Annotated in this window: 9 protein-coding genes and 1 pseudogene; 5 read left to right on the top strand and 5 right to left on the bottom strand. The window is 75.9% G+C overall.

Translation table 11 applies throughout. From position 1 onward, the window contains the following. A pseudogene (locus ABZ234_RS33265) lies at positions 1-221 on the bottom strand (hypothetical protein); the annotation flags it as partial. A gap of 431 nt (positions 222-652) precedes the next feature. Further along, positions 653-2,002: an MFS transporter gene (locus ABZ234_RS33260; protein ID WP_355014683.1), complete on the bottom strand. Its 1,350-nt coding sequence runs from the start codon at positions 2,000-2,002 to the stop codon at positions 653-655. Positions 2,003-2,354: 352 nt separating this feature from the next. Between ABZ234_RS33260 and ABZ234_RS33255 the strand changes: the two genes are divergently transcribed. Next, entirely contained in the window at positions 2,355-3,029 is a 675-nt protein-coding gene (locus tag ABZ234_RS33255) for a lytic polysaccharide monooxygenase auxiliary activity family 9 protein (protein WP_267948503.1), read from the top strand. A 241-nt stretch (positions 3,030-3,270) separates the two neighbouring features. On the opposite strand, the gene ABZ234_RS33250 is transcribed toward ABZ234_RS33255, so the two are convergent. Both ABZ234_RS33250 and ABZ234_RS33245 read right to left on the bottom strand, forming a co-directional pair. Further along, the gene (locus tag ABZ234_RS33250; protein WP_355014682.1) at positions 3,271-3,915 is read right to left on the bottom strand and encodes a response regulator transcription factor; all 645 of its coding nucleotides are present in this window, start codon (positions 3,913-3,915) and stop codon (positions 3,271-3,273) included. After that, positions 3,906-5,078, bottom strand: a complete 1,173-nt coding sequence (locus ABZ234_RS33245) for a histidine kinase (RefSeq protein ID WP_267948505.1) — start codon at positions 5,076-5,078, stop codon at positions 3,906-3,908. The genes ABZ234_RS33250 and ABZ234_RS33245 overlap by 10 nt, the downstream gene beginning before the upstream one ends. 312 nt (positions 5,079-5,390) lie before the next feature. Here ABZ234_RS33245 and ABZ234_RS33240 point away from each other — a divergent pair, with 312 nt between their 5' ends. Continuing rightward, positions 5,391-6,971 carry a nitrilase-related carbon-nitrogen hydrolase gene (locus ABZ234_RS33240; protein ID WP_355014681.1) on the top strand — a complete coding sequence of 527 codons (1,581 nt, stop codon included), beginning with the start codon at positions 5,391-5,393 and terminating at the stop codon, positions 6,969-6,971. A 192-nt stretch (positions 6,972-7,163) separates the two neighbouring features. On the opposite strand, the gene ABZ234_RS33235 is transcribed toward ABZ234_RS33240, so the two are convergent. After that, complete coding sequence (locus tag ABZ234_RS33235; protein WP_355014680.1) at positions 7,164-7,523, bottom strand: hypothetical protein; 360 nt, start codon at positions 7,521-7,523, stop codon at positions 7,164-7,166. Positions 7,524-8,060: 537 nt separating this feature from the next. Here ABZ234_RS33235 and ABZ234_RS33230 point away from each other — a divergent pair. From ABZ234_RS33230 to ABZ234_RS33220, 3 genes are all read left to right on the top strand, one after another. Next, a complete protein-coding gene (locus ABZ234_RS33230; protein ID WP_355014679.1) occupies positions 8,061-9,071 on the top strand; it encodes a WYL domain-containing protein in 1,011 nt (336 codons plus the stop codon). A gap of 210 nt (positions 9,072-9,281) precedes the next feature. Next, entirely contained in the window at positions 9,282-10,259 is a 978-nt protein-coding gene (locus tag ABZ234_RS33225) for an ABC transporter ATP-binding protein (RefSeq protein WP_355014678.1), read from the top strand. Further along, complete coding sequence (locus tag ABZ234_RS33220) at positions 10,253-11,908, top strand: hypothetical protein (protein WP_355014677.1); 1,656 nt, start codon at positions 10,253-10,255, stop codon at positions 11,906-11,908. The genes ABZ234_RS33225 and ABZ234_RS33220 overlap by 7 nt, the downstream gene beginning before the upstream one ends. The last annotated feature ends 96 nt before the right edge of the window (positions 11,909-12,004 follow it).

Genomic DNA, 12,004 nt, shown 5'->3' with positions numbered 1-12,004 from the left:
TCGGAGATCGCGTCCCCGCCGGGTTCGGCGGCGGCGTTGGCCGACCAGATCGGGTTCACGTACACATCCGCGCCCTCATACGGATTGTCCACGCGTTCGGCGGCGGAGGAGGCACTGGTGGCGGCGACCGTGAGAGAGGCGGTAAGTGCCAGTCCGGCAGCGGTGGCGAGGCCGCGCCGTGCCCACGGAGTTCGTTGCTTGTCGCGGGGGGAATTTCTCATGGTGTTTTTCTTCCTCATGGGGAGCGGGTGACCAGAAGGAGTGTGCGGCTCGCCGGGCGCGTCACGGCGCCCGGCGGACCGGCGGGTGGGGAGAGGTGGTGTTCATGGTGGTGAGCGGGGCATGGGCGGGCCTGAGATCCGGGGTAAGGCTGGCGGTTGATCGTCCGTGTTTCTCCTGGGAAAAGGTGGGAGAAACGGGGGGATGGTGACCGGAAGGGGGGTGGGAGCGCTCCCAGTCGTAAGCGGGAATGGTGGGTGGCGTTGTCTGGACAAGGGGTGCGAAGGGCGTTCCGTATGTGGTTACGGGGGGTGACTATTTCGGAACGCTTTTCAGAACCGTAGCTCTCCAATGGTGATATGTAAACACCAAATGTCCACGGGGTTTCTGGGACGCTGTCCCCGTTCGGTGAATGGCCAGGTGGTGATCTGGTTCACAACTGTTCAGTAATAACCAGGGGTTTCCAGGAGATCACGCAGAGCAGGCCGACGGCTGCCGCCGCGATCCAGAACGGGGCCAACAGGCCCACACCCTCCGCGACGAGCCCGCCCAGCACCGCGCCCAGGGCGGCCCCGCCGAGGTCGGCCAGCCGGTACACGCCTCCCACGCGGCCCAGCAGGCGGTCCGGGGTGAGCAGCTGGCGGACGGTCGTGGCGGCCGTCCCCCACACCACGGTGTGGACCCCGAACACGACCATGACGGCGCCGGCCGCCAGGGGGTTCGTGGTGAGTGCCAGGGCCGGGTAGGTGAGCGCCTCCACCGCGAGGCCCCAGCGGAGCAGGGAGGTCCGGCCCACTCGGCGCTCCAGCCACCCGTACGCCCGGGAGCCCGCGATGCCGCCCACGGCTCCCGCCGCCACGAACAGCCCGAAGCCCGCTTCGGACAGCCCCAGGTGCTCCCGTGCGTAGAGCACCCAGACCGCGAAGGCGCCGACACCCGCCAGGTTCATCACCAGGATGCAGCCGCACAGTACGCGGAGCCCGGGTGAGCCGAGGACGAACGACAGGCCCTCGCGGACCTCCTGCCGCAGCGTGGTCCGCGGCGGGGGAGGGGAGCCGGGGCGGCCCCCGTCCGGAGGCGGTGGCAGGACCGGCGCCATCCGCAGGAGGACCACCACCGCCAGCAGGTGGGCGAGGGCGTCGAAGCCGAAGGGGAGCGACCACGCCACGGCGAACATCAGTGCGCCCAGGGGCGGGCCGAGCAGCTGGTTGTTGAGCGAGAACGTCAGGGCGAGCCGCGCGTTGGCCCTGCCCAGCGAGTCGCGGTGGACCACGGACGGCACCAGGGAGCCGTACGCGGTGTCGGCGAGGGACTCGCCGACACCCAGGGCGAACAGGGCCGGGTAGAGCGGCCACACACTCGTGCCGCCGGAGAGGAGCGCGGCGGCGAGCAGGGCGAGCACGGCGCAGCGGGCGAGGTTCGCCGCGAGGAGCACGCTGCGGCGGGGCCACCGGTCGACCAGGGCGCCCGAGGCCGGTGAGAAGAGGAGGTGGGGCAGGAGCTGGGCCGCCGAGGCGGCGGCGACGGCGACCGGGGAGGAGGTCAGGGACGCGACGAGCAGCGGTCCCGCGGCGGCGAGGGCGCCGTCCCCGAGGTTGGTCAGGGCCGAGGCCCACCACAGGCGCGTGAACGCGGGGCCGAGGCGGGGCCGGTCCGGTCGGGTGCGGCGGAGCGGACCGGCGGGGTGCGACGGGCCGGGGCGGGCCCGGCGGGGGAGCCGGGGCAGGGCGGGTCCCGGTCGGGAACGTCGGGGGGCGCGGCGGGGACGGCGGAACAGGGGCACGGAGGACTCCCGGGGCACGGCGAACGCGCCGGTCGGCGCGTGGCGGACGGCGGTGCGGTCCGGCCCGCCCCCGGCGGGGCGCCCTGCGGTTCCGGTCGTGCCGGGCTGCGCCCGGCCCGGGCTACCGGCGGTACGCCTTCCGGGCGGGGGCGGGGACCTGGTTCGCGGCGATGGTGCGCATCGGTGTCCTCTTCCGTTCGGGCGGCCTCGTTCCGCGCCACCGTAACCCCCGGAGGAGCTCGGATCCACAGGTTTTCCGGCGCTCCGTTTCGGGTCTGCTCCGGTGGGTAACACACCGATTGGGAGCGCTCCCGTCGATCGGCTGGTCCAGCCGACAACGATGGAGAACGCAATGAACGGCAAGACCCACGAGACCAACGGCAACTCCCGCTGGTTCGGACGCGCACTCGTGCTGGCGTCCGTCCCCCTGCTCGGGCTGACCGCGCTGGCCGCGCCCGCGTCGGCGCACGGCTCGGTCGTCGACCCCGCCTCCCGCAACTACGGCTGCTTCGAGCGCTGGGGGGACGACTTCCAGAACCCCGCCATGGAGCAGGAAGACCCCATGTGCTGGCAGGCGTGGCAGGACAACCCCAACGCCATGTGGAACTGGAACGGCCTCTACCGCGACAACGTCGGCGGGGACCACCAGGGCCAGGTCCCGGACGGGACCCTGTGCAGCGGCGGGAACACCGAGGGGGGTCGCTACGACTCGATGGACACCCCCGGGGCGTGGCGGACCACCGACGTCGCCGACGACTTCACCATCCACCTGTACGACCAGGCCTCGCACGGCGCGGACTACTTCCAGGTCTACGTCACCGAGCAGGGCTTCGACCCGGCCACGCAGTCCCTGGCATGGGACGACCTCGAACTGGTGGAGGAGACCGGGTCCTACCCGCCCGGAAACGACTACCTGATCGACGTCAGCACGTCGGGCCGCACCGGCGACCACGTCGTCTTCACGATCTGGAAGGCCTCGCACGCCGACCAGGTGTACTACCTGTGCAGTGACGTCACCTTCGGCTGACCGCTCCCGCGCCGGGGGCGGCGGCCGGTCGGGGCCCGGGGGCCGTCGGCCCCCGGCGCTCCGGCCCGCGGCCGCCGTCCCCGGAGGTCGTCCCCCCGCGCCGGACGGGGCCCGGCCACCGTGGGACCCCCGACCGCCCGGGCCCGTCGTACCCGCCTCCGGCCGGGGCCGGGCGCCCGGCCCCGCCGGGCGGCCTCTCCGGCACTCGGCCGCCCGGCGGTCCGGCCCGCGGCGCGGGGCCTCAAGCGCCGATGTAGCGGAGCACCGCCAGGACGCGGCGGCTGTACCCCGCGGTGTCACCGAGGTCCAGCTTGTCGAAGATCGCGTTCGCGTGCTTCTCGACCGCGCTCTGCGACACGAACAGCCGCGCGGCGATCGCCGGATTGGTGTGCCCCTGGGCCATCAGGTCCATCACGTCCCGCTCACGGCCGGTCAGGCGCCCCTGGGGGTCCTGGCGGCTGCTTCCCGCCAGCAGCTGCCGCACGACCTCCGGGTCGAAGGCGGCGCCGCCCCCGCCCACCCTGACCAGGGCCTCCAGGAACTCGTCCACCTCCACCACCCGGTCCTTGAGCAGGTACCCCACCCCGGTGGTGTTCTCGCTGAACAGGCGGGTGGCGTAGCGCTTCTCCACGTACTGCGAGAGCACGAGCACGCCCACGCCGGGCCGTTCCCGCCGGATGCGCACCGCCGCGCGCAGCCCCTCGTCGGTATGGGTGGGCGGCATGCGCACGTCCACCACCGCGACGTCGGGGGCCTCCTCCGCGACAGCGGCCAGCAGGGAGTCCGCGTCGCCGACCGACGCGACGACCCGGTGCCCCTCGTCCTCCAGGAGCCGCACGAGTCCCTCACGCAGCAGGGCCGAGTCCTCGGCCACGATCACCCGCACGGGACCTCCGCGGTGACCGTCGTCGGCCCGCCGGCCGGGCTGTCCACGGACAGCCTGCCGTCGAGCGCCTCCACACGGCCGGCCAGGCCCGTCAGCCCCGTCCCCGAGGGGTCGGCCCCACCCGCCCCGTCGTCCCTCACGCGCACCACCACCGACCTCGTCCCCCCGTCGTCCCTCTCCCACACCCGTATGTCCACGCGCCGCGCCCCGGCGTGCTTGACCGCGTTGGTCACCGCCTCGGCGACCACGAAGTAGGCCGCCGTCTCCACCGCCGGGGGCGGGGCCGCCGACAGGCGGTACTCCAGGTCGATCGGCAGGGCCGACCGCCCCACCAGGCCGTGGAGCGCCGCACGCAGTCCCTCCTCCGCCAGGGCGGCCGGATAGACCCGCCAGGCGACCTCCTTCAGGTCGCGCAGCGCGTTCCGGGTCTCCTCGTACGCCTGCTCGACCAGGGCCCGGCCCTTCTCCGAGCCCGGGTCGCGCCGCGCGCGGCCCAGGGCCATGCCCAGAAGGACCAGCCGCTGCTGGACGCCGTCGTGCAGATCGCGTTCGATCCGGCGGCGCTCCTCGTCCACGGCCGTGACGACCCCGGCCCGGGTCGCGACCAGCACCCCGATCCGCTCCTCCATGAGGTCCTGGCGGCTGGGGCCGAGCAGCCGGCGTGCCAGCCAGCCCTCCGTGCCCACCAGGCCCACGGTCCCCTGCGCGCTCAGGTAGACGAGCGCCAGGCCGACGGGCACGATCCCCGGATCGTTCCCGTCGAGCACCTCCAGCGGGGACGCCGCCAGGTAGAGGCCCGCGGGGAGGAACGCCAGCACCAGTCCGCCGAAGAGTCCCACGGGGCAGCGGGCCGCCAGATAGGCCAGGGAGCGGGCCGTCCCGGGCCGGCCGACGATCTCGACGCCGAACAGCGCCGCCAGGCGCCGCCGCTCCAGGGCGACCAGCGGCCGGACGGCCGCGCCGAGGGCGCCGGCCGAGCGGGTCCGGGCCGCGGGCCGCGCGAGGAACGGCAGGACGGCGACGGAGGCCGCGAGGAGGAGGGCGAGGAGGACCGCGGCGGCCCCGGCCGTCGCCGTGCCGGCGGCGGCGCCCGCGAGGGCCCGGGCCCAACCGTGCCGCCGGGCGCCGTGCCCGTCGGGCCGCGTCCCGTCGTCCGTGGTCACGTCCGTCCTCCCTCTCCCCGCCGGATCCGGCCCTCGGGAGCGGCGCCCCGGACCGCGGCGCCGCGCGTCCGGGAACGCGGTTCTCCACGGGCGCCCGGAGCGCCGGGAGCCCGTTCGGAGAGTAGCGGCCGGTGGGGCGCGCGGGTACTGCGGAACACCGCATGACCGGGGGTGGCGGGTCGCCCAGGCGACTGGGCGGAACCACCCATGGGCCGGGGCCCTGCGGTTCCGTAGCGTTCGTGGGGCCCCGGCCGGGAGCAGACCCACCACAGCAATCCGACCCCTGTCGCTCCGTACCGAACGGTGGAACCAGTGAACCCCCGCCCTTCCCTCCTCCGCCCCGCCTGGCTCCTCGCCGGCACCGTCCTCTCCCTCTTCGCCATGCAGGCCGCATGGGACATCGCCCTGCTGGCATGGGTCCACCCGGTGCTGCTGCTGAGGTTCGCGCGCACCGGCCGACCGCTTCCCGCCCTTCTCGGGGTGCTGGGCTCCACCACCGCCGCGACCCTCGTCTGGCTCGCCCTCGCCGACCTGCTCTCCCCGTCGCTGACCCTGCTCGCGCTTCCGCTCGCGTTGGCCGGGGCGCTTCCGTTCGCCCTGGACCGGCTCCTGACCCCCCGGCTGGGGGAGCACCGCCCGTGGCGGGCCTCCCTGGTCTTCCCGCTGGCCACGGTCGCCGTGGAGTTCGCGGTCTCCGTCGGCACCCCCTTCGGGACCGTCCACGGGGTCCTCGGCGCCACACAGGCCTCGAACCTCCCCCTCGTCCAGGTGGCGTCGGTGACCGGCGTCTTCGGGGTGAGCTTCCTGGTCGCCTGGGCGGCGTCGGCCGCAGCGCTGCTCTGGGAGCGGGGCCTCTCCGACCGGGCGGCCCGCTCGGTCGCCGCCGGGGCGGTCGGCACGGCCGTGCTGGTCGCGACCGCGGGAGGGGCCCGCCTGGTGTTCGCGCCGCCCTCGTCGGACACGGTGCGGATCGCCGGGGTCACCGCCTCCGAGGACGCGTGGGAGGAGGTCGTCCCGACCTTCCGCGAGTATGACTCGCTGGAGGCGATCGTCGCGGCCGATCCCGAGGAGATGCGCGGGCGCTTCGCCCCCGTCAACGACGACCTCCTCGCCGGGACCGAGCGCGAGGCCGTGGCCGGCGCGGAAGTCGTCCTGTGGCCGGAGTCCGCTGCCTTCACCCTGGAGGCCGACAAGGAGCACCTGGTGGACCGCGTGCGCGCGGTCGCCGAGGAGCACGGTGTGTACGTCAACGCGGGGATGTCGGTCTACACCGAGGACGCACCGCACCTTCGCAACCAGATGGTCATGGTCACCCCCGGGGGCGACGTCGCGTGGACCTACGACAAGAGCCGTCCCATCCCGGTGCTCGAACCCTACGAGGCCGGTGACGGCGTCATCCCGGTCGCCGACACGCCCGCGGGTCGACTGGCCACCGCCATCTGCTACGACGGCGACTTCCCGGCACTCGTCCGGCAGGCCGGCGCCGCCGACGCGGACGTCCTCCTCGTGGGCGCCAACACCTGGGAGGGGATCAAGGAGATGCACGCCCGCAACGCCGTGTTCCGAGCGGTGGAGAACGGGGCGTCCCTGTTCCGGCAGGCGAGCAGGGGGCGGTCGAACGCGACCGACCACCAGGGCCGGACACTGGCCACGACCGACTACTTCACCACCGGGCAGCAGACCATGGTGGCGTACGTGCCCCGGGAGGGGGTGACCACGCTCTACTCCCGGATCGGTGACGCCTTCGCGTGGTCGTGCCTGGCGGCGCTGCTGGCGCTGGCCGCCACCGGCCGGAGGCGTCACGGAGGCAGGCGGGGGCCGTCGGAGGCCCCGGAGGACGGAGCACGGGACGGGCGCGGGGCCGCGCCTCGGGGCGCCGGCCGGTCACGGTGAGCTGTCGGTGGAGGGCGGGGAGCCCGCCGGCCGGGCGGGTGCTCCGGCCGGCGGGCCCGCGTGCGCGGAGCCGGATCGGCGGCGCCCGGCGGCACGCCACCGCGCACGCACCGTGTCCCGGGACCCGGACACCGGGCCCCGGGACACGGGTGGCCTGTACGTGTGCCCTCCCGGGGCGGGAGGGCACGGGGGCTAGCCGTTGTTGCCGTAGAACTGGTCGCGGGCGGCGTCGGCCGCGGCGGCGCCCGGGTCCTCGATGACGCCGCCGATCGCGTCGGCCTGTCCCTGGACCCCCTCGACGGTCTCGGTGACCCCGCCGAGCGCCTCCTGGCCGTAGGCCTGGGCCTCCTCCGCCACGCCGCCGTAGGCCTCCTCGCCGAAGGCCTGCGCGGACTCGACCGCGCCGCCGTAGGCCTCTTCACCGAAGCCCTGCGCGGACTCGACGGCGGTGCCCACGCCCGCGCCCTCCAGGGTGTCGGTCACCCCCTGGGTCACCTCCTCGGCGGCGCCGCCGAAGAGTCCCTTGAACCAACCGATCAGGTCGTCGAACATCGCTCTCTCACTTCATAGGTTACCCCGGCCCCTTACCCAGGACGGATAAGGCCTTGGTAAGGGGATCGAGTGCTGGATGGTCGTCCTGGGGCACGGTTTTCTGCTGCGACGCCTGCGCTCCGCACGGGTCCACCGCCCTCCCGGGTCCCCCCATCCTGCCGGACGCGAACCGGCCGTCGGCGGACGCCTCGGGGCCGCCGCCCCGCGACGTCCCCAGGCAGCCCGGCGGTGTGCGCCCGGAGCCGGTCGGCGGCAGCGGGGCCGGAGCCCCTTCCGCCGAGGTCGAGGCGCGTGTCGCGCCGGAACGCGGACACCGCGGGGACCGGGGCCCGTCCGGGAACCGGGCGACCGGCACGGCCGCACCGCCCGCCGGTGTGGCGAACATCCCCGCCGGCGGCAGCGGGTCGGCCGTGCCCGTCCTCACGGGCCCCGGGTCGTGCAGGACGTCCGGGCGCGCCCCCCGGGGCGCCGCCGTCCGCGCTCCCGGGCGTGGCCGCCCCCGCACGGGAACTCCCTGGCTGCGGGCAGTATGGGGACATGGCCGACACCAGTCAGCGGATCCTGCGCCTGCTGTCCCTCCTCGGGACCGGACGGGCGTGGCCCGGGGCGGACCTCGCCGAAGCCCTCGGCACGAGCCCCCGCTCGCTGCGCCGCGACATCGACAGGCTGCGCGAGCTGGGATACGCCGTGGAGAGCCTCAGGGGACCCGGCGGACACTACCGCCTCGCCGCGGGGCGGGCGGTGCCGCCGCTGCTGCTCGAGGACGACGAGGTCGTCGCCGCGACCCTCGGCCTGCGGATCGTCGCGGGCGGGCCCGGCGGTGTGGAGGGGGTCGAGGAGAGCGCCGAACGCGCGCTGGCCAAGCTCGGCCGGGTCCTGCCCTCCCGGTTGGCGCGCCGGGCCGAGGTCCTGGGGGCGGCGGTCGAGCCGGAGCGCCGTTCCTGGCCCGGGGTCCGGCCGGACGTCCTCACGGCCCTGGGCGAGGCCGTCGCGGCCGGGCACTGGGTGCGGTTCCTCCACCGGGGACGGGGCGGGGAGGAGCGCCGCCGCAGGGCGGACCCGTACCGGTTGGTGATGTCGGGGCGGCGCTGGTACCTGTACGCCTGGGACCGCGACGCGGAGGGCTGGCGGACCTTCCGGCTGGACCGGGTCGGCGAGGTCGTCCCGGTCCGGGCCCCCTTCGTCCCGAGGGAGATGCCGGGCGGGGAGCCGGGGGAGGGGCTCGCCGCCCGCCTGGAACGGGACTTCCGGGAGGGCGGGGCCGGGCACGCCGTGTCGGTGCTGTTCGACGCCCCCGCCCGGGAGGTCGCCGCGCGGATCACACGCGTGGACGGCGACCTCGTGCAGGTCGGCGCGGACCGGGCCCGCTACACCGCCCGGGTGGACTCCTTCGAGTGGATCGCCGTCGTGCTCGCCCTCACCGGTCTGCCGTTCACGGTCGAGGGCCCCGAGGAGTTCGCCCGCCGGACCGTGGCCCTCGCGGACCTCCTGCACCGGTCCGCGGACCCGGCGCTCCGAGGGCCGCGCCCCGCGGACCCGCGCCCGTAGCGGGCGGGCCCTCCACACGTGCGGGGAGCCCCCGGCCGGCCGGTCGACGCACCGGGACCCCTCCCGGGGGTGGGGCGCACCCCACCCCCGGTAGGGGGCGCAGCGGGATGGGAAGGCGGCTCCGGCACGGCCAGGCTGGTGCCATGACGAGACCGACGACGGGGACCGGCCCCGGGCCCCAGCACGCACACCGCACCGGGGAGACGCCCCATGAGTGACGACCGAACCTCCCCCGCGACCGCGCCGCAGGGCCGTGCGCCGGATGCGGGACCCGTGCTCGACCTCATCGGCGTGGGCAAGGTCTACCGGGGCGGCCACACCGCCGTCGAGGACCTCACCCTGAGGCTGACCCCCGGCGTGATCGGGCTCCTCGGGCCCAACGGGGCGGGAAAGTCCACCCTGATGCGCATCATGGCGACCGTGACCCGGCCGACCTCGGGCCGGATGCTCCTGGACGGCGCGGACGCCGTGGCACGCCCCGGGCCGCTGCGGGCGGGCCTGGGCTACCTCCCCCAGGACTTCGGCGCCTACCCCCACCTGACGTCCCGTGAGTTCCTCGGCTACCTCGCCGCGGCCCGGGGGCTCCCCGCGCGCGTCGCGCGGGCCCGGATCGACGACCTCCTCCAACTGGTCAACCTCACGGGCGCCGTCCGGCGCCCACTGGGCGGGTACTCCGGAGGCATGCTGCGCCGCGTCGGCATCGCCCAGGCCCTGCTCACCGACCCCCGGGTGCTCATCGCCGACGAGCCGACGGCCGGACTGGACCCGGAGGAGCGGGCGCGCTTCCGCAACCTCCTCACGGACCTGGCCCGGGACCGGATCGTGGTCCTGTCCACACACATCGTCTCCGACGTCGGGTCCGCCGCCTCCAGCCTGGCCGTGATGGCGGGCGGCCGACTCCTGCGGCACGGCGCCCCCGAGGACCTGCTGGGCGAGGCCGAGGGCCGGGTGTGGGAGGCCGTCGTCGCCCCCGACGCCGCGGCGGACCTGCGGGCGCGCCACCACGTCAGCCGCATGGTGCGCACCGGGGACGGGGTGCGCGTCCGGATCCTCTCCCCGCACGCCCCGCTGGCCGGCGCCGTCGGCGTGCGGCCCGACCTGGAGGACCTCTACCTCCTCGTCGTCCCGCCCGGCCGGGCCGGGACCTCCGGCGGTCCCGCCGGGGCGCTGCGGGGGCCGTCGTGGTGAGGGGGTACGCGCGCCTCGTGCTGGGCGACGTCCGCGAGCGGGTCCGTCGGCCGGTCTACCTGGTGACCCTGCTGGCCACCGTCGGCCTGGGCTACGTCGCGGTCCCGGCCGTCGACTCCCACTGGACGGTGGTGGACGTCGCGGGGCACCGGGGCGTGTACGACAGCGCCTACGTCGGAACCGTCACCGCGTTGGCGGGCGCCCTGTGGCTGACCCTGGCGGGCTTCTACGTCGTGCGGAACACCGTCGCCAGGGACAGGGAGACCGGGGTGGGGGAACTGCTGGCCGCCACGCGGCTGAGGACCCCCGCCTACCTGCTGGCCAAGTTCGGCGGCAACCTCACCGTCCTGGTGTCGATGCTCGGCGTGCTCGCCGCGACGGCCGCGGTGATGCAGGTCGCCCGGGGCGAGGCCGTGTGGGTGGACCCTGTCCGGCTGCTCACCCCCTACCTCGTGCTGGCCCTGCCGCTGATGGCCCTCACCGCCGCCGCGGCGGTCGTCTTCGAGACCGCGCCCGTGCTGCGCGGCGGGGCGGGCAACGTCGTGTGGTCGGTGGCGGCGCTCACCCTGCTCCTCGGCGGGCTGTCGCCCCGGGCCCCGCTCGGAGGGCTGGGGGCGGCGAGCGTGGCGGAGTCCTTCCGCGCGTCCCTCGCCGCCCAGGGCGTCGACGCGTCCGCCGGCGAGTTCAGCCTCGGCCTGACCTACGTGGACGAGCCGCTGCGCGCGATCGAGTGGCCGGGGTGGGAGCCGTCCGGCGAGCTGATGGCGACGCGCCTGGTGATCCTGGCCGCCGCGGTCGCGCTGGCCGTGCTGCCCGCACTGTGGTTCGACCGTTTCGACCCCGCACGGGGCGCCACGGGCGGGGCGCCCCGCCCGCGGGGAGCCGCGCCGCACGCACCCCCGGGGACGGAGGACGCCTCCCCGGACGGGGCGGGAGGTTCCGCGGCCGCTCCGCCGCGGCTGGAGCCCCTGCCCTGTCCGACCCGCTCCCCCGGCGCGTGGGCCGTGTTCCCGCGTCTGGTCGCGGGGGAGCTGCGGATGCTGCTCGGCGGCCGGAGCCGCTGGTGGTGGGGCGGGGTGGCCGTGATCACCGCGGCCGCGCTCCTGCTGCCCGCGCGGTCGGCGCCCACGGTCCTCCTCCTCGCCTGGATCTGGCCCGTCCTGGTCTGGTCGGGCCTGGGGACCCGGGCCCGGCTGGTCGGCCTCGACGTCCTGTTCGCCTCCTACCCCCGTGCCGCCGCGCGCTTCCTGGCCGAGTGGACGGCGGGGGTGGCCGTCGCCGCGCTCGTCGGCGCCGGGCCCCTGGTCCGCATGGTCGCGTCCGGGGACGCCGCCGGGGCCTCGGCCTGGGCGGCCGGGGCGCTGTTCGTCCCCGGACTGGCGCTGGCGCTGGGAGTGGTGAGCCGGGTCGGCCGCCCGTTCCAGGCGGTCTACCCGCTGCTGTGGTACCTGGTCCTCAACGGGGTGTCGCCGGTGGACTTCCTCGGGGCGGTGCGGGCGGACGGACACCTCACCGGCCCCCCGCCGCTGCTGGTCGCGGCGGTCGCGCTGGGGCTCCTCGGGACGGCGGCGGCCGTGGCGGCCGCCCGCTCCCGCCCGGGGGCGCTGCGCGCGGCGGCCGGCGCCCTCCGGGAGCGCTCGTCCCGCTGAGGGCCGGCGCGGACGGGGAGGCGGGGGGGGGCCCCCGGGGCCCGGGGCCCCCCCCCCCGCGCGGGGGGGGGGGGGCCGGGGGGGGGGCCCAACACC

Source organism: Nocardiopsis sp. NPDC006198, assembly GCF_040613895.1.
Classification (GTDB): domain Bacteria; phylum Actinomycetota; class Actinomycetes; order Streptosporangiales; family Streptosporangiaceae; genus Nocardiopsis; species Nocardiopsis tropica.
This window is presented reverse-complemented; position numbering and strand designations above follow the sequence as displayed.

What these genes read in the sequence shown, in the direction of transcription:
- ABZ234_RS33255 (WP_267948503.1), top strand. Translation starts at nt 2,355, where the DNA reads ATGAACGGCAAGACCCACGAGACCAACGGCAACTCCCGCTGGTTCGGA.
- ABZ234_RS33235 (WP_355014680.1), bottom strand. Translation starts at nt 7,523, where the DNA reads ATGTTCGACGACCTGATCGGTTGGTTCAAGGGACTCTTCGGCGGCGCC.
- ABZ234_RS33230 (WP_355014679.1), top strand. Translation starts at nt 8,061, where the DNA reads ATGGCCGACACCAGTCAGCGGATCCTGCGCCTGCTGTCCCTCCTCGGG.
- ABZ234_RS33225 (WP_355014678.1), top strand. Translation starts at nt 9,282, where the DNA reads ATGAGTGACGACCGAACCTCCCCCGCGACCGCGCCGCAGGGCCGTGCG.